The 17,604-nt window shown below is 71.2% G+C and carries 15 protein-coding genes; 8 read left to right on the top strand and 7 right to left on the bottom strand.

What is annotated here, in order from left to right:
• Window positions 1-16: 16 nt before the first annotated feature.
• Window positions 17-1,180, bottom strand: a complete 1,164-nt coding sequence (locus tag AB0I81_RS53110; protein ID WP_360675756.1) for a histidinol-phosphate transaminase — start codon at window positions 1,178-1,180, stop codon at window positions 17-19.
• A 77-nt stretch (window positions 1,181-1,257) separates the two neighbouring features.
• A complete protein-coding gene (locus AB0I81_RS53105) occupies window positions 1,258-2,364 on the bottom strand; it encodes a PP2C family protein-serine/threonine phosphatase (RefSeq protein WP_360675754.1) in 1,107 nt (368 codons plus the stop codon).
• A 428-nt stretch (window positions 2,365-2,792) separates the two neighbouring features.
• Between AB0I81_RS53105 and AB0I81_RS53100 the strand changes: the two genes are divergently transcribed.
• The 7 genes from AB0I81_RS53100 to AB0I81_RS53070 all read left to right on the top strand — a co-directional run bounded on the left by AB0I81_RS53100 (window position 2,793) and on the right by AB0I81_RS53070 (window position 13,343).
• Window positions 2,793-5,849, top strand: a complete 3,057-nt coding sequence (locus tag AB0I81_RS53100) for a hypothetical protein (protein ID WP_360675751.1) — start codon at window positions 2,793-2,795, stop codon at window positions 5,847-5,849.
• Complete coding sequence (locus AB0I81_RS53095) at window positions 5,849-7,762, top strand: hypothetical protein (RefSeq protein ID WP_360675749.1); 1,914 nt, start codon at window positions 5,849-5,851, stop codon at window positions 7,760-7,762. Before AB0I81_RS53100 ends, AB0I81_RS53095 begins: the two co-directional genes overlap by 1 nt.
• A 137-nt stretch (window positions 7,763-7,899) precedes the next feature.
• Window positions 7,900-9,672: an ABC transporter ATP-binding protein gene (locus tag AB0I81_RS53090; RefSeq protein ID WP_360675747.1), complete on the top strand. Its 1,773-nt coding sequence runs from the start codon at window positions 7,900-7,902 to the stop codon at window positions 9,670-9,672.
• On the top strand, window positions 9,669-11,480 hold the full coding sequence (locus AB0I81_RS53085; RefSeq protein WP_360675745.1) for an ABC transporter ATP-binding protein: 1,812 nt from the start codon (window positions 9,669-9,671) through the stop codon (window positions 11,478-11,480). Before AB0I81_RS53090 ends, AB0I81_RS53085 begins: the two co-directional genes overlap by 4 nt.
• A gap of 72 nt (window positions 11,481-11,552) precedes the next feature.
• Window positions 11,553-12,041, top strand: a complete 489-nt coding sequence (locus AB0I81_RS53080; RefSeq protein WP_360675742.1) for a CAP domain-containing protein — start codon at window positions 11,553-11,555, stop codon at window positions 12,039-12,041.
• Between the two features lie 70 nt (window positions 12,042-12,111).
• Window positions 12,112-12,960, top strand: a complete 849-nt coding sequence (locus AB0I81_RS53075; RefSeq protein WP_360675739.1) for an NAD-dependent protein deacetylase — start codon at window positions 12,112-12,114, stop codon at window positions 12,958-12,960.
• Between the two features lie 5 nt (window positions 12,961-12,965).
• The gene (locus tag AB0I81_RS53070; RefSeq protein WP_360675736.1) at window positions 12,966-13,343 is read left to right on the top strand and encodes a YchJ family metal-binding protein; all 378 of its coding nucleotides are present in this window, start codon (window positions 12,966-12,968) and stop codon (window positions 13,341-13,343) included.
• A gap of 33 nt (window positions 13,344-13,376) precedes the next feature.
• Here the strand turns inward: AB0I81_RS53070 and AB0I81_RS53065 are convergent, their stop codons facing one another.
• The 3 genes from AB0I81_RS53065 to AB0I81_RS53055 all read right to left on the bottom strand — a co-directional run bounded on the left by AB0I81_RS53065 (window position 13,377) and on the right by AB0I81_RS53055 (window position 14,553).
• Complete coding sequence (locus AB0I81_RS53065) at window positions 13,377-13,556, bottom strand: hypothetical protein (RefSeq protein WP_360675733.1); 180 nt, start codon at window positions 13,554-13,556, stop codon at window positions 13,377-13,379.
• A 140-nt stretch (window positions 13,557-13,696) separates the two neighbouring features.
• Window positions 13,697-14,101 (bottom strand): ATP-binding protein, encoded by a 405-nt coding sequence (locus tag AB0I81_RS53060; RefSeq protein WP_360675731.1) that lies wholly within the window; start codon window positions 14,099-14,101, stop codon window positions 13,697-13,699.
• A gap of 101 nt (window positions 14,102-14,202) precedes the next feature.
• Entirely contained in the window at window positions 14,203-14,553 is a 351-nt protein-coding gene (locus AB0I81_RS53055; RefSeq protein WP_360675728.1) for a hypothetical protein, read from the bottom strand.
• Window positions 14,554-14,634: 81 nt separating this feature from the next.
• Between AB0I81_RS53055 and AB0I81_RS53050 the strand changes: the two genes are divergently transcribed.
• On the top strand, window positions 14,635-15,435 hold the full coding sequence (locus AB0I81_RS53050; RefSeq protein ID WP_360675725.1) for a GntR family transcriptional regulator: 801 nt from the start codon (window positions 14,635-14,637) through the stop codon (window positions 15,433-15,435).
• A gap of 35 nt (window positions 15,436-15,470) precedes the next feature.
• Here AB0I81_RS53050 and AB0I81_RS53045 read toward each other — a convergent pair whose 3' ends face one another.
• Window positions 15,471-16,193 (bottom strand): alpha/beta hydrolase, encoded by a 723-nt coding sequence (locus AB0I81_RS53045; protein ID WP_360675723.1) that lies wholly within the window; start codon window positions 16,191-16,193, stop codon window positions 15,471-15,473.
• A 170-nt stretch (window positions 16,194-16,363) separates the two neighbouring features.
• Window positions 16,364-17,548: a group II intron reverse transcriptase/maturase gene (locus AB0I81_RS53040; protein WP_360675720.1), complete on the bottom strand. Its 1,185-nt coding sequence runs from the start codon at window positions 17,546-17,548 to the stop codon at window positions 16,364-16,366.
• Window positions 17,549-17,604: the final 56 nt, after the last annotated feature.

Genomic DNA, 17,604 nt, shown 5'->3' with positions numbered 1-17,604 from the left:
TGACCAGGGGCAGGGCCTAGGCGGACAGCGGGTTGACGTGCCGGTGATGGACGCCGATCACCGGGATCTCGTGCAGGCTGCCCGAGTACAGGAACTGCGTCATGCCGATCAGCAGGCGGCGCACGTCGTCCTGGGGGCGTACGACCAGGCGCAGGAACTGGCTGGTGGTGCCCAGCTTGTTGCCGCACTCGCGGACGTACACGCCGTGCTCGGTGAGTAAGTGGTCGCGCAGCGGCACCCCGTCGTGGCCCGGCGGCAGCTTCACCAGCAGGAAGTTGCCCTGCGAGGCGAACACCGACAGCCCCGGCATCGTGCTGAGCTGCTGGAACATCGCCCTCCTGTCGTTGCCGAGCCGTCTGATGCTCTCCTGGTACTCGGGCATGAACTGCCGCATCATGAACACGACGACCTCGGCGAAGGAGTTGAGGTTCCACTTGGGCAGCGCGTCCCGTACCCGCCCGGCCAGCGCCGGGTTGGCCACCATGTAGCCGAAGCGGATGCCGTGCAGGCCGAAGTTCTTGCCCAGGCTGCGCAGCACGATCACGTTCGGCCGCACGGCCGCCTCCGCCGCGACGCCCGGGTACGGCTCGGCGTCCACGAAGTCGCCGAACGACTCGTCCACGATCACCAGATCGAGGTCGATGAGCTCGTCGAGCAGGCGCAGGACCTCGTGTTTGGGCAGGTAGCCGCCGTCGGGGTTGTTGGGGTTGCAGATCACCGCCACCCGCGAGCCGCGCATGCGGATGAAGGAGACGTAGTCGTTGACGTCGAGCGTGAAGTTGCGGTGCTCGGTCAGCGGATACATGTCCACCCGCTTGCCGGTCTCCAGCGGCTGGTCGGTCCAGCGGCCGAAGGTGGGGATCGGCACCGCCAGGCTCTCGCGCACCAGCAGGTGGTCGATCCAGGTGATGAGCTCGGTCGAGCCGTTGCCCATCGCCACCGTCTTGGGATGCAGCCCGAGGGTGGCGCAGAGCTCCTCGGTGATCGTCCCGGCGTCGCTGGGATAGAACTTGAGGATCGATTCCAGGTTTCTCCCGAGGTGCTCGAATATTTCCGGTGTGGGGAAATACGGGTTGCAAGGGATGCAGAAGTCCACCGGGGCGCGCTCTCCCGTCGAGCTGCGCAGGAGTGAGAAGTACGACGGGCTGTGCGCTTGTGCCCGCAAGAGACTGAGCTCCACGACACCTCCATGGACCACGTTCCGATGTGAGGAGGTACGCGCGGATCAGTAAAGCGGTTCATGATGTTGGGCGATGTTCACTCGTGGGCCGGGTCCGGTCTGCGGAGCGTGAGGACGGCGATGTCGTCGCGCGGGGTGTCGCCGGTGAAGGCGCGCAGGTCGGCGCCGAGCGCGCGGGTCAGGTCGGCGGGCGGGTCCGCGGCCCAGGCGCGCAGCCGCCGGCCCAGCGGGTAGAAGGCGCCGCCAGGGTCGCGGGCCTCGGTCACCCCGTCGGTGCACAGCAGCAGCGTCGCCTCCGGCGGGAAGGAGAAGCGCGTGCCCGTGCGCGGCTTGCCCGCCAGGTCCGCCAGGCCGAGTGGCACGGCGGGCTCGCCGAGGTCCACCTGGCGGGCCTCGCCGTGCGCGATGACGTACGGGGCGATGTGGCCGCAGTTGACGGCCTCGATCGTCGCACCCTTGCCGATGTCGAGCACGAGCGCGGTGACCAGCCGTTCGGTGTCGCCGGTCTGCGTGGCGAAGAAGTTCTGCCTGACCACGGAGTTCTCCAGGGCGGCCACGACGCCGGTGAGCGTGTGCTCGCGGTAGGCCGCCTCCTTGAACGAGCCCAGCACGGCCAGCGCCGTGCCGATCGCCGGCAGGCCCTTGCCCTGGACGTCGGCGATCAGCACCCGGGTGCCGTGCCGGGAGGGGGCCACCTCGTACATGTCGCCGCCCACCATCGTGTCCTCCTCCAGCGGCTGGTAGAGGCCGTCCACGACGACGTCGGCGGTGCGCAGCGGCAGCGGGCGCACGATCAGCCGCTGGAGCGCGGAGGCGGCCGAGCGGAGCCTGCGCACCTCTTCCTCGCGCCGTACCCGGTAGCGGCACCACGCGACGCTCAGTATCCCGAACAGGGTCGCGAAACCGGTCGCCAGCAGGATGTCGTCGGTCTCCCCGCCCAGGTAGACGCCGGTGCCGACCTCGACCGTCACCACCCAGACCGAGGCGATGGCCGTCTGCCACACCGTGCCGAGCCCCGAGATGATGGCCGGCAGGAAGATCAGCAGCGGGAACAGCCGCACCGCCGTGCCCGTGGTCACGTCCAGCACGATGATCGCCGCTGTGATGAGGATGAGCCCGGTCGCGAACGCGGGCGTGCTCAGGTGTGGCCTGTCGCCGCCTCGGTGCCGCGCGTCCTCCGCCACAGGTCCCCCTTCGCCCCCATGTCACCTTCTATCAGGCTGTTTCTCCGCTATGGGGCGGCGGCACACGTTCTTGACCGCACCTTGCCCCTGGAAGTTGAAATGTGAACGGCAGGGCGGAGCATTAGCGCGATTATCTGATGCACTTTTAAATCAACGTACGGCGGCCGGTGACATTCGTTTTCAGACTCGTTTCCGTGGCGGATCTTTCGGCGGATCCTGACCCTGTGTACTGCAAGGATAGGCCCGATGGCTACGGAAAGTAAACAGTCGCGCCCCTTTTGGCGGGCTTTGCTGGAGTTTTCCCGTGGGGGCTCCTGGTTCTCATTGTCTTCTAATCTCGAAACTCATTGACATAGCAAAATGATCTTGTAAATATCTGAGTTGGGACGTGGTGCGGCGAATTCATGACAGGAAAGGGAGAGGTCCATATGGACATCGAGCACGACTGGACCCTGTTGCCGGCCGTGGTCGTCAGGAGCGCCGGGTTCGGCTGGGAGCTCGCCCTGTCCCTCCTCTACCCGAGAGCGGCCGAGCTGGCCGCGACGGTCGTACGGCTGGAGAGACAGGCACTCGACCTGCTCGCCGAGACGCCCGACCGCGGCCCCGACCGCGGCCCCGACCGCGGCACCGACCGCGGCACTGACGTCCGCCCGTCCGGCGCGCCCAACGGACGGGCGGACTCCGGATGGATGGACTCCGGATGGGTGGACGGCGGATGGGTGGACGGCGGGCGGCTGGCGCGGGGCCTGCGCGGCCGCCTGCGCGACCTGCGCCCCCTGCCACCAGGGACGCTCCTGCCACCGGGGACGCCGGCGCGCGCCGGCTGGGTGGCGGCCTGGAACGAGGTGACGGGGCTGCTGGAGGAGGCGCGGCTCACGCTGGCCGGCATGGTCACGGCCGACGCCGCGCTCGCCCGCGCGGCCATGGACGGGATCGTGACCGACGAGCGCTTCCTCGACGCGCTCGTGTCCGCCTCGCCCGCCCTCTATTGCGACCTGCGGCGCGGCGCCAAGGCGGCAAAGCTGCGCCGGCAGATCGCCCACCACGTGCAGCGGCTGTCGGCCTCCTGCGAGACGGCGGGGAGCCACGGGCTGATCGGCTACGGGATCGTCGGGTCAGGGCAGGCGTGCGGTCACGCCTGGGAGGGGCATCGCGAGTTCGCGCGGCGGCTCGCCTTCCCTGCCGCGCGGGTCGGCGAGGCGCTGCAACAGCGCATCCTCGCCGATCCGGCACTCGTGGCCGGCCTGGTGCCGCGGCGCAAGACCTGGACGGGGGAGGTGCAGGAAGGCGCGGCGTTCGCGGGGCACTGCGACGGGGTTCGCACGCTGGCCGAGATCGCGGCCGAGACGGGGACGGGGATGGAACGGGCGTCGGCGGCGCTGGCCGTGGCGGTGCGGCGGGGGCTGCTCACCCACGACCTGTGCCCGCCCGCCACCATCGGCGACACCCTGGGGTGGCTGCGCGAACGGCTGGCCGCCAGGGGCACGCGGGAGCGCGGTGCCAAGGGGCTCGCGGGAGCACCGGGCGGCGGGCACGGGGGTGCCGCCGAGCCGGGCGCCAGAAGGGCGGCGGAGAGCTGCGAGTGCGGCTATGGCGGGGCAGCGGGGACCTTCCCGCAAGGTCTCGGAGGCGCTTCGAGGCGGGATATTTCGGGAACGGGCGGAGCTTCGGGGCGCGATGTCGCGGGGGCGGCGGGTGCTTCCGGGGGTGAGGCCGCGGGACCGCGCGGTGTTTCGGGAGGCGCGGGGCCCCGCAGCGTTTCGGGAGACCCGGGGGCGGCGGGTGTGTCTGGAGGTGAGGCCGCGGGGCCGCGCGGTGTTTCGGGAGGTGAGGGCGCGGGGGCGGCCGAGGGGCCCGGGTGTGAGCTCGCCCATGCGCGCGAACGGGGGGCCGGGCCGGGTATGCCGAGATTGTCCGCGTCGGCGGGTGTGCCCGCGCAGCGCCGGCGGCCGGGCACCGGGGCCCGGCCGGGGGAGCGGCCCGCGCCCGACGCCGCCCTGCCGCTGGCCAGGCGCGTCGCGGAGATCAGCGAACTGCTCGGGCAGTACCCGGCCGCCTCTCCCGACGTGAAGCTGGCCGTGCAGCGCAGGATCGAGGCGCTGGCCGGGGGCGGGCGGCGCGAGGACCGGGCCATCGTGCACGAGGCCGCCGCCGGCACACTGCGCGTCACCGCGGGCGGCGCGCTGGCCGACGACCTGCGCGGACGCGTGCCGAAGGTGCTCGGCCTGCTCGCCGCGGAGGCCGAGCTGACCAGGCTGCGCACCAACCGGCTGCTGGCCGGCAGGCTCGGGCCGGGCACGTACGAGCTGGCCGAGGTGTTGCGCACGACCGGAGACCTGCGGGTCGAGCACGGCGACCGGCTCGCCGGCCGGATCGCCGCCCTCATCCGCGACGCGCCCCGGGGGACACCCGTGCTCAACCTCGCGGGACTGCTCGACGAGCCGGCCCCGCCGGCCGCGCCCGTGCTCTGCTCGGCGGACGTCATGGTGGCGGCGGGGTCGCTGGAGGCGTACGAGCGGGGAGTGACCCCGCTGGTCCTCGGCCGGCTGCATGACACGGTGCAGCTCACGCCCTGGGCGCTGCAGTTCCACGAGGAGGCAGCCGCGTGTCTGGCCGAGCGGGACACCGAGATCCGGCGGGCGCTGTCCGGCTTCACAGTGCTGAACGTCATCTCGCGCCGCTCCGACGGCGTGCCGCCCCTTGAGCTCCCCGGCCCCGTGCTGGAACTCGGCGGGGTGGCCGCCGACCCCCGGCGGCGGCGGATCGGGCTCGACGAGCTGTACGTGCACAGCGACGGCCAGCGCGCCGTCCTGCACGCCAAGGGGATGGACGAGCCGCTGCTGTTCCACAACGGCGAGCACGACACGGCGGTGCACACGGCGCTCGCCCTGCCCAGGATCAGACCGCCCCGCCTCTGCGACCTCGCCCGGGTGCCCCGGTTGACCTGGGACAACGTCGTCATCTCGGCAGGGCTGTGGCGGGTCGGACGGCCCTCGTTCGAGGCGCTCGGGCAGGCGGCGGGCGATCGGGAACTGCTGGTGGCCATCGCGCGCCTGCGGGAGAGCCACGGCCTGCCCGTCGCGTTCTTCGCCTCCTCGCCCCGCGAGCGCGAGCCCTTCTACGTGGACACGCGCTCGCCCGCGCTGCTCGAAGGGCTGGCGCGGCTGGCGTCCACGGCCGAGCAGATCTCGATGACGGAGGTGCTGCCGGGGCCGGAGGACTGCTGGCTGCGCGAGGGGGAGCAGCGGTTCGCGGCGGAGCTGCGCTGCGTCTACCTGCGGGCGGCCGGTGCCGGCCGCGACGACGATCACCCGGGAGTCCCGTCTCCTGAACGGGCGGGCGGCGCGCTCCTTCCGGCGGCCGGTCGCACCACCTGGACAGGCGGAGCCCGGCCGCGAGGCGTGACCGCCGGGGCGGGCACGCGTACGCGACGCGACGACCTGCGCGCCGCACACCCCTACCCCTGGCCTGGAGAGGGCGGCTGATGGATCTCGATGGCCGGCTGTGGGCCGTTGGCGAGAACGCGTGGCGACCGGGACGCGCTTTAGAGCGGTGCGAACCGGGACACAACGCCCAAGGTGCGACCGGGAACGAGCTGGGACACGACCCTCAAACCGAGTCCGAGTCCGGGACCGGGACCGAGTCCCGGATCGCGACCGGGGCCGGGGCCGGGATCGCGACCGGGATCGGGCCGGAGCGAGGTGGCGGGGACTCGTCGGGGTTGTCCTGGCGGGTGCCCGTCGGCGCGGGAGAGCTGGTCGTCGAGCTGCGCCCGTGGTTCCTGCTGCGCACCACCGGCCTGCCGGTCCGGCTGCTGGACGGCCTCGGGCATCCCGGCCTGCGCCGGCTCACCGAACGCCTGCTCGCCGCCGACCGCCGCCTGACCGCCGAACGCCACCGCTTCGAGCGCCGCGCCGCCCCCATGCGCGAGGCCGTGCTCAGCTTGCCGGCTGAGCAGCGCATCCAGGCCAGGCACTGCATGAGGACCGTACGGGCCGGGGCGCCACTGAGCGGTGCGGAGATCGGGCTGCTGGAGTCGCTCGGCCTGGGGGATTGGGTGCGGCGCTGGCAGCGGGCCGTCGTCGCGGCAGGTTCGGCGCGGGCCGCGACCCGCAGGGCCCACGCCGTCCTCTGGATGGCGACGCGGCGCGTGGTCGCCGAGGCGTACGACGAGGAGCCCGTACGGCACGCCGCCTTCCTCGCCGACCCCGCCTTCTATCGGGCGATCACGCGGCACCCGCTGTCCCGCAGGCCCGGCGACGGCACGGCCAGGCGCTCCCGGCTGCTCACCGCCGCCGCCCACCGGCACCTGCGGCGGTTAGCGACCGGCGGCGGGGACGGCGGACCCGTCCTGTACGCGCGCTTCGACCCCGACGACCCGCACGCGCTGCGGGTGGCCGGGCCCGTCGCCGAACGGGCGATCGTCGAGCCGGGCGACTGGCTCACCGGAATGCTCGGCGACCCGTCCAGGGTGGCGGAACTCCGCGACCGGTACGCGAGCGCCTCCTGGCCGCAGCGCGCCCAGCACTTCGAGGATGCCCTCCTGGCAGCGGAACCCGGCAGAGCCCGCGAGGCATTCAGCGAGGTCTTCCGCGAGGCGAGGACCAGCCCGTACGGCGAACGCGTCACCATCGGCGGCCCCGCACTGTCCCGGCTGCGGGCGGCCCTGACGGCGGTACTCCCGCTGTGGTGTCTGGCCACGCAGCTCACCCCGGAGGCCGCCGGCGCCGTCCTGACCAGGCTCGCGTCCGAGGCACCTCTCAGGCAGGGCGTGATCCGGCTGACCGCGCAGGACATCGCCAGAGCCACCGCCGACCTCGGAGCACGGCTCGATCCCGCGCTGCCCGCCCCCGAACTGATGGCCGTCGGCACGGATCTGGAGGAGGCGACCTGGCTGCTGTCCGGCCTGGGCGCCGACTGCCGGCACCTGTACGAGGGCCTCCACGGCAGGCTCCACTCCGACCCGGAAGCGCTCAGACGAGACCTGCCCGACGTCGGGCCGCCGGCAAGCGGGCACGGGCCCCCGGAGATCGACCTCGGTGCGCACACCCCGCGCATCATGATCGACGACCTGATCTACCAGCGGGCCCGCTGGCGCCTGCGCCTGCCGGAGGAGCGCGGCGCGGACGCCTTCGACCGCTGGCTGGCCATCCACCGCCTGCACCGCGAACACGACCTGCCCCGGCACGCCTTCGTCCGCCACCCCGCCGACCCCGCCCCCTTCCACGTCGACTTCTGCGACCCGCTCGCCGTCGAGGACCTGGCCAGGCACGACCCGGCCGAGGTGCTGATCAGCGAGATGCTGCCCGCACCCGGGCAGCTCTGGTGGCGGGTGGACGACCAGGAGCAGTGCGCGGAACTGCGCGTGGGCTGCCACGTACACATGGAGTCCGGATAATTCGGTTGCCGGGCGGCGGCCCCGCCTGGTGTACTCCCGGGCGGAAGCAGTCATCGAAGCAAGGAGGCCCGCGATGCGGGAAGCGTTCATGATCCCTCAGCTCAGCGAAACCTCCGACGCAAAGGGCATGACGCTTCTTGACTCCGATCGACCCCGGACCTCCATCACCCCATAACCCCTCCGTACTGCGCCTGCTCCGCCCCGGGCGGCGCTCGGCGGCCGCGCTGGCCACGGCCATCGCCGCCGCCACCGCGCTCCCGCTGGCGGCGCCCCAGGTCACCCGCCGCTTCGTCGATGACGCCATCGGCGGCGCGGGGATCAGGCACCTGACGCTGATCGCGCTCGGCTACCTCGCGCTGGCCGTCGCGGGCCAGGCGGCCAGGATGCTCACCGCGTGGCTGGCTGGCAGGCTCGCCTGGGACGGCACCAACCGCCTGCGCGAACGCCTGGCCGGGCACGCGCTCCGCCTGGACCTGGCCTTCCACGGCCGGCACACGCCCGGCGAGCTGATCGAGCGGGTGGACGGCGACGTCGCGGCGGTGGCCGACTTCGTCGTGGCGTTCCTGCTGGACGTCGTGGCCAGCGTGCTGCTCCTGGCGGGCGTGGTCGTCGTCGTGTTCACCGTGGACTGGCGCATCGGGTCGGTGCTGCTGGTGTACTGCCTGCTCATCGGGTACGGCATGGCCCGTGCCCAGCGGCTGGCCGTACCGTCCGCCGCCCGCTCACGCGCGGCCAGCGCGACCCTGTTCGGCATGCTCGAAGAGCGCGCCGCCGGCGCCGAGGACATCAGGGCCAACGGCGCGGGCGAGCACACCGTACGCCGCTTCCACCAGGTCAGCGCCGCACTCTTCCGCGCCGAGCACCGTGACGCCGGCATCGGCACCATGCTGCTCGCGGGCACCTCGGTGGCCTTCGCCGCCGGCACGGCCATCATGCTGGGGCTGGCGGCGTGGAGCATGGGGAGCGGCGCGCTCACGGTCGGCACCGCCGTGCTGCTCTTCCAGTACACGCTCATGGTGCGGGCGCCGTTCGAGCGGCTGATCGACCAGCTGCGGCAGTACCAGGCGGCCCTCGCGGGGCTGTCCCGCATCGGGGACCTGCTCGCCGAACGGCCCGCGCTGACCCCCGGCACCCGCCCGCTGCCCGCCGACGGGCCGCTCGGGCTGCGGCTGGACGGCGTCGGCTTCTCCTACCCCGGCGACGACGAGCAGGTCCTGTCCGGCATCGACCTCACGCTCGCCCCCGGCGAGACGCTGGGCCTGGTCGGGCGTACGGGCAGCGGCAAGACGACGCTGGCCAGGCTCGTGCTGCGCCTGCACGACCCCGTGGAGGGCAGCGTGCGCGTGGGCGGCGTACACACGAGCGGGGCCCATATGAGCACCGTGGATCTGCGCGAGGCCGACCCGCGCTCGCTGCGCAGCCGGATCGGCGTGGTCACGCAGGACGTGCAGCTCTTCGCGGCGAGCGTGCGCGACAATCTCACGCTGTTCAGGGCCTCGCCCGGGGACGAGCGGCTGCTGGAGGTCCTCGAAGGGGTCGGGCTCGGCGAATGGGCGGCCGGCCTGCCCGACGGGCTCGACACCGAACTGCGCCACGTGTCGGCGGGGGAGGCGCAACTGCTCGCGTTCGCGCGGGCGTTCCTGGCCGATCCCGGGCTCGTCGTGCTCGACGAGGCCTCCAGCCGCCTCGACCCGGCCACCGAGCGCCGCATCGAGCACAGCATCGAACGCCTGCTGGACGGCAGGACCGGGGTGATCATCGCCCACCGCCTGTCGTCACTGGCCCGCGTGGACAAGATCGCGGTGCTCGACCGGGGCAAGATCGTCGAGTACGGCCGCCGCGCCGACCTCGCCGCCGACCCGGACAGCCGATTCGGGCGCCTGCTGGACCTGGCGGGAGTGAGCCGATGAGCACGGTCCCCGGTGGCCGGCCGATGCGGCCGGTGATGCATGTGGCCACCCGGCTGGCCGTGTTCGACCTGCGCCGCTACCTCGTCGGCGCGCTGCTGTGGCTGCCGGTCCACGTGATCCCGCTGGCCGGCGGGCTCGTCCTGCAGCAGGTCTTCGACCAGATCAGCGGGCACCGTCCGGCCGCGCTGGAGGCGACGTTGTGGTTGTGCGCGGCGTTCGTGGGCGTGGAGGTCGTACGCGGGCTGGTGATCTTCGTCGCCTGGACGTACGGCGTCTACTGGTGGAACGCGGCGGCCACCCTCCTGCGCGCCAACGTGCTGCGCTCCGTCCTGTCCGCGCGCGGCCCCGCCGCCGACCGGCTGCCGCGCTCCTCCGGCGAGTCCGTCGCCCGCCTGCGCGACGACGTGGCCGACACGGTGGACTTCACCGACGAGAGCGTCAGCCTGGTCGGCACCGCGTTGTTCGCCGCCGCGGCCCTGCCGATCATGGCCTCGGTCGATCCGGTGATCACGGTGGTGCTGGTCCTGCCGATGATCGCGGTAGGCGTACTGAGCAGGATGATGCGGCGGACGATCGCCCGGCTGCACCGGCGCGCGGCACGGCTCGGCGCGGCCGTGACGGCGTACGTGGGGGAGCTGTTCGGCGGCGTACTCGCGATCAAGACGGCAGGGGCCGAGGCCGCTGCCCTGGAACGGCTGCGCGAGCACAACCGGCGGCGGCGCGACGCGGCCGTCAAGGACCGGATGGCGACCGACCTGCTGGACGCCGCGACCACCACGACCGTCGAGCTCAGCATCGGGCTCGTCCTGCTGCTGGCCGCGCCCGCCATGCGCGGCGGCGAGTTCACCGTGGGGGACCTGGCGCTGTTCACCAGCTACATCGGCTGGCTGACCGCCTTCCCCCGCTCGATCGGCACCATCCTCTATCGCCTGCCCCAGGCCGCGGTCGCCACCGAACGCCTCACCGGCCTGATGGCACCGCACGAGAACGCCACCGACCTGGCCCGCGGCTCCGACGTCTGGCTACGCGACGACCCACCGCCTTTTGGGGCGCGTTCGCGCGCGCATGCCGGGCCGCTGCGGGTGTTCGAGGCGCGCGGCCTGACCGTCCGTGGCGTGCTGCACGATGTGGATCTGCGTGTCGAGCGGGGCACCTTCACGGTCATCACGGGCGCGGTGGGGGCGGGCAAGAGCACTCTGGTACGCGCCCTGCTCGGCCTCCTGACCCCGGACGCGGGCACGATCTCGTGGAACGGCACGCCGATTGCGGACCCGGGCACGTTCCTCGTCCCCGGCCGCACGGCCTACGCCGGCCAGGTGCCCCGGCTGTTCTCGGCGACCCTGGGGGAGAACCTGCGGCTCGGCCACCCGGCGAGCGACGACGACGCGCGGCGGGCACTGGAACTGGCCGCGTTCGAACGGGACCTGGCCGAACTGCCCGACGGGCTCGGCACGGTCGTCGGGCCGCGCGGGATGCGGCTGTCCGGCGGGCAGGCGCAACGTGCGACGGCCGCCCGCGCCCTCGTACGGGACCCGGACCTGCTGGTCGTGGACGACCTGTCGTCCGCCCTGGACGTCGAGACCGAGCAACTCCTGTGGGAGCGCATCGGCGGCGGCGGCCCCGGGACGGTCCTGGTCGTCTCGCACCGCCAGGCCGCGCTCGAACGCGCCGACCAGGTGATCGTCCTCGACCGGGGCCGCGTCGCCGGTCGCGGGCGGCTGACCGACCTGCTGGAGAGCTGCCCGGAGATGCGGCGGCTGTGGCACGCCGAGCAGATCGCCGAGGCGGAGGAGCAGACCGGTGACTGAGGTGACAAATTGATCTGTGCCGCGCCAGAATGCGGAGCGGTCCAACGTCCACCGCAACTGGAGGAATGTCCCATGCGCCGACACCTCGGGTTACCCGCCGCCGCCGCCGCTGTCCTGGCCACGATCGCCGCGCCCGTGAGCACGGCGCATGCCTCCGACGCCGTCACCGTGGGAACGGAGCGGGAGAACGCGGTCGTGCGGCTGGTCAACGCCCACCGGGCGAAGGAGGGATGCCGGGCGCTCAAGCACCACCGGCAACTCCACCGGGCCGCGCGCGGGCACGCGGCCGACATGGCGGAGTACCGCTACTTCTCGAGCGAGTCCCGCGACGACCGATCCTTCACCGACCGCCTCAGGCAGGCCGGCTTCAAAGGCGGCACCGCGTGGGCACAGAACATCGCCAAGGGCCAGCGCACCCCGGCCATCGTCGTGCGGTCCTGGATGAGCAGCCCCGGAACCAAGGCCAACATCATGAACTGCAAGTACACCCTCATCGGGGTCGGCGCGGCCGAGGACTCCGACGGCTCGATCTACTGGACCCAAATGCTCGCCGCCAGGTGACCGCTCTCGATGAGCTCTCAGCCTCGGGCCGCCGGACGGAGCTGACCAAGGGCTGAGGCACCATGGAGTTGTGACACCAAGCAGCACGAAGGCGGCGGAGCTGGCCGAACTGGTCGCCGGGGGAAGAGTGGCGGTGCTCAGCGGGGCCGGGCTGTCCACCGAGTCGGGAATTCCCGACTACCGGGGCCCGACGGGGCGTTCCCGCAAGGCCGAGCCGATGACGTACCAGCGCTTCGTCGGCAGTGCGCAGGCCCGGCAGCGTTACTGGGCGCGCAGCCACGTCGGCTGGCGGCAGATCGGCGAGGCCCGCCCCAACGAAGGTCACCGGGCCGTGGCCGAACTGGAGCGGCGCGGCCTGCTGGCCGGCATCGTCACCCAGAACGTGGACGGCCTGCACCAGGCGGCCGGCGCGCAACGGGTGATCGAGCTGCACGGCGGGCTCGACCGGGTCGTCTGCCTGTCGTGCCGGGAACGCACCCCGCGCGCCGAGCTGGAGCGCCGCCTGCGCGACGCCAACCCGGACTGGGAGGCCGACAGCGGCCAGATCAACCCCGACGGCGACGCCCTGCTCACCGACGAGCAGGTGGCCGGGTTCCGGATGGTGGACTGCACGGGCTGCGGCGGGGTGCTCAAGCCGGACGTCGTCTTCTTCGGCGAGAACGTGCCCAGGCCGCGCGTGGACGAATGCTTCTCGGTGGTGGGCGGGGCGCGGGCGCTGCTCGTGCTCGGGTCGTCGCTGGCGATCAGATCCGGGCTGCGCTTCGTCACCAAGGCCGCCGCCCTCGGCCTGCCCATCGCCATCGTCAACCAGGGCCCGACCGGCGGCGACGCCGACGCCGTACTCATCCTGGACGCCCCGCTCGGCGCCACCCTGAGCGACCTCGCCCACCGTCTGACCGTTCCGGTGGGTGCACAATAGGGCCCATGCCTCCTCGTACGTGCCCCTGCGGCCTGCCCGCCCCCTACCAGGACTGCTGCGGCAAGCTGCACCGGGGCGAGGCGGCCGCCACCACCGCCGAGCAGCTCATGCGCTCCCGTTTCAGCGCCTTCGCGGTGGGGGACGAGGCGTACCTGCTGCGCTCCTGGCACCCGTCGGCCCGGCCGCCCCGCGTCGGCCTGGACAAGCGGACGAAGTATGTGCGGCTGGAGATCCTGGACAGCACCGGCGGCAGCGTCGTGCACACCGAGGGCACGGTACGCTTCCGCGCCCACTATCTGGAGCGCGGCCGAGCGGGGGAGCAGGAGGAGAACAGCCGGTTCGTTCGGTTCGAGGGGCGCTGGGTTTACGCGGGCGCGCTGTAGGCAACGGTCGCGCACGGTTCGTCGTGTGCCGCCTTACCGGAGCTCGCCCCTCAGCAGGGCCTGCCAGTGTGCGGCGGCGATGGCGGCGCGCCAGGTGTGGCTGTCTTCGATCATCTGTGCTCCCCGCTCGTCGACCCGCGTCCACCGGATGAACTGCAGACCACCGGCCTGGCGCAGTTCGTAGAAGGTGCCTTCACAGTCGCAGGTCCACACCAGGACACGGCCCCCGAGCGCACATCGCTCCAGAACCGTCCACTTCAGGCGTCGGCAGTGCGGGGCCGGGGCTTCGACATGAGGGCTGAAGCACAGGGATGGGATCTCGCTGCCAAGGATGGGTGACTGCACTGACGATGTCATCGCGCATCCGCCGCCCAAATTAGCGCTTTGGGCATGTTGTGCGTCGGATCGTCGGCCGTGAGTACGACCGCCCACACTGCCGTGCCGCCGAGGGCGTCATCGAGTACGCCCCATCGCAGCGCCGTTCGTTCGACGATCCACAGACCTCGGCCGGAGCTTTCCGCGTCGCTCGGCATGCACACCTTGGGCATGGTGGATGCCCCCTGGTCGATCACGTCGATTCGGGCCAGGTCGTCGGTGAGTGCCGTGAGGTCCACCGTGACCAGCCCGCCTGCCAGGCCCGAGGCGGAGTGCATGATGGCGTTGGCGACGAGCTCGGTAACCACGAGTTGCGCGTTACAGACGTTCCGGTGCCCCGCCGCCGTCAGAACGGTGCCGACGTGGTGGCGCGCTATCGGCACGGAAGCTCGCCTTCCAGGCAGTACCAGCTCAGCGAGAAAGTGTCCGCTGTCTGCCGTGTCCGCCACGCTGAGGTGAGTTCTGCCGGTGTGTCGGAACAGGCTCATGGCTCGGCCCGCCTGGGGCAATTGACCTTCGCCATGGCGATGTAGCCGGAGTCGGTCTGCCTCGTTGCCATGGACCAGGCGCGGTTGGAGCACTTGCTCCAGTCCGGACCGTTGCCTGAGCTCATGTCTGGGGATGCGGTGCGAACCTCGATGGTCAGTTCTCCGTGTTGTGAAGTGGCGGCGAGCTGGATCCGGCCGCCCGGAGGGGTGCGCACCCCGGCTGCTCCGACCAGGTCCCCGATGATCGTGGCGGCGTCGTCGGCCGACTCCGGGTCGACGAGCGCTCGAATCCAGGCCTGTGCCTGTTCGATGGTGGTCGGGCTGACAGAGAGGGAGTGCTCGTGCACTGAGCCGGAAAGCATCCTGGGATGCTTGTTATTCATATTGAGATGCTTGCAAGCGTCCTAGGATGCTGTCAACCTGTTCCCGTGAATCCAGCAGAACGCGATCGCTACCAGCAGGTCGCAGACGACCTACGCCGACGTGTTGAGGCGGGAGAGTTCAAGGTCGGGGAGCGCTTGCCTGCCATTCCGGCCATCGCGGAGTCGTACGGCATCGCCCGGAACACGGCGCACGAAGCAGTACGGACGCTGGCGCAGTGGGGCGTCGTGGTCTCCAAGAGCGGTTCCGGAACGTACGTACGAGCTCGTCCTGGGGTTCGTCAGCTCATCCGCTGCTACGACCGGCTACGAGGCGAGGGCGGTCCCATCGCCAACGGGCTCGAAACGGCGGCGCGTCGGCAGGGCATGCGGAGCTACAGCTCGCAGAGCATTTATGCACCGATGGAGGTGCGCGTGAGGCTCGGTCTCGGAGATCCGGACCTCGAAGACCGTCCCGACGTCATGGAGACCGAGTACCTGCACCAGCTCAATGATGAGCCCACCATGATCGTGAGAAGCTGGGAGGTGCTCACGATCACCCGTGGGACACCGATCGCTCTACCGGAAGAAGGCCCCTATGCCGGTCGCGGAGTCATGGAGCGCATGGCCGGCATTGGGATGGCGGTAGACAGCACCAGTGAAGTGGTCGGCGCCCGAGCCGCGAGCTCGGAGGAGTGCGTCAAACTGCAGATGCCTCCGGGGGCTCCGGTGCTGACGATCAGGCGAACCTTCTGGGTGGGGGGCCAGCCGGTGGAAACGGCCGACTACGTGATACCTGCGGATCAGGTCGAGCTGGCGTACTCGTGGCGCATCGGGCAAGCCCCGGAGGACCGGGACACGGCCGTATAGAGGCGTCCCCGCACACATATGACGATGCGGGCGAGTCAGGTGGCGAGCCGGCCGGCGAACCAGGCGGGGCGTTGCAGCGGGATGCCGTGGCCGCAGTCCGCCACGATCTCCAGGTCGCTGCCCGGCAGAGCTTCGTGCAGCAGGCCGGCCGACTCCAGCATCAGAGCCCGCTCACGCCCGCCGGCCAGGATCAGCGCCTGGCCGGGGAAACGCGACCAGGCGGGCGGCGGCGTGAAACGCAGGTTCTCGCCGACCGCCGCGAGCAGGGTCTGCTTCGAGATGGTCGCGGACGTACGGATGTAGTCGTCGAGCAGCGGATCGGGGATGAAGAGCTGCTTGGCCTGTAACTTGGCGAACCACCGCTGCCGGGCGAGCCCCGCGGTGGCGCCCAGCAGGCCGAGGGTGAACCCCGTGGCCGCGACGGGCTTGGCCTGGGCGCTGACCACGACCACGCGTTCCACGAGGTCGGGCCGGTGTGCGGCGAGGAGAACCGTCAGCTGCGCGCCCAGGGAGAATCCGGCGACGCGGACGCGACCGCCCGCGTCGTGCAGGATCTTCGTCAGGGCTTCGGTGGTGCGGGCGTGGGAGTGGTACGTCTCGTCCGCGCTGCGGCCGTGGCCGGGCAGGTCCGGGACGATCACCCGGTGGTCGCGCGCGAGCCGCTCCCGTACCGGCTCCCACATCCAACCGGCGACACCGCCACCGTGCAGCAGGAGCACGGGCGGGGCGCCGACGGGACCATGGGTCTCGACATGCATGTGGAGCTGCTCCCGTCGCGTCGGCCGGTGACCATGATGCCAGGAAGCAGAGGCCGTGGTGGTGTGCTCCGGTAGGCCGTCGATGAGGTGCCTGTATGAGCAGGTCCTTTGCCGACGGCCCCCGGCCCGAACCGGACGTGCGGCGTTAACCGCATCCGGCTCTCCAGTGATTACTGCGTGGTGGTCGTGGCGGGTTGGGGTGGTGCGTGGATGGTGTCATGGCAGGGTTGGCAGACGATCAGGGTCTTGCGTCGCATCCTGGTCATGAGCTGGTCCCACGCGGGTTGTGGCCGTCCTGGCTTGGTGAGGTCGGCGAGTTTACGCACCTGGTGGATTTGCACCGGGGCGGGTTGCTCGCATAGCTCGCAATGGCCCGCCGTGAGCCGGGTGAGCAACTGTTTGCGGCGGGCGGTGGCCAGGGGTGGTTGAAGGTCGGTCAAGATCGCCTTCTTGTGCGGCCGGAGGGGAATGCCACCGAACCGTGCGACCAGTGGTTTCCTGCCTGCTCGTTCGATGCGGGCTTCGAAGCACCGGCGAGGCCCGGCCGGGGTGGCGATGGTGGTCCGGTGTTTTCGGGCCATCTTCGTCACGGTCGAGCGGTGCTTGGCGGCCAGCGTCTTGAGCATGGAGGTCTTCATGACCCATTCCAGCCGGTCGAGGGTGTAGACGTTGCCGGCGAGCAGGTAGTACTGGATGATGCCCCGGTACCGGGATCCGTAGGTCGCGATGATGTTGTGGTCATCGAGGTTGCGTAACTCGGGCCGGTCGGCGGGGTGGCCGCCGCGGAGGTAGGGGGCACAGGCCGTTTTGACCACCGTGGTGGGCACCCGCAGGGAGACGGTGCCGTTGGTTTTGCGCAGGCCCCGGGTGACCTTGCGGTTGTTGTGCAGCACGGTGATCTGGTAGCTGAGGAAGTGCGCCGCTTGGGTGCGGGCGTGGGTGATCAGGGTCTTATCCGGTGACAGTTCCAGCTTGAGTTCCTCGCGCAGGAACTGGGCCAGGCGGGCCTTGATCTGCTCGGCTTCGGCCTTGGGTCCGATGAATCCGAAGAGGGTGTCGTCGGCGTAGCGGGTGTAGCGCAGTCGCCGGTAGCCGGGATCTCCGGGGTCTCCGCTGGGCAGGCTGTGCAGTTGCTTGCGCAGGTGCCGTGCGGTGGTGTGGTCCTGGCGTCTGCGTGCTGCCCGCAGTGCCGACTCGACTTTGCGGTAGGGCGGGTTTTTCGCTCTGACCGCGCCTCGGGTGTATTCCGGTATGAGAACTGTTTCGACGAATTTGTCCAGCCGGTTCAAGTAGATATTGGAGAGAATGGGGGAGATCACGCCTCCAACGCAATGGGCAACTTTCAGAATGATCACTCTCCGTATCGGTACTAAGGGTGCCCTGGTTGCTGGGTTCGGGGCGGTCTCGGACG

The organism is Nonomuraea sp. NPDC050404 (genome assembly GCF_040655495.1).
Taxonomy (GTDB): Bacteria; Actinomycetota; Actinomycetes; order Streptosporangiales; family Streptosporangiaceae; genus Nonomuraea.
The sequence above is the reverse complement of the archived record's forward strand: the minus strand, read 5'-3'. Positions and strand labels throughout refer to the sequence as shown.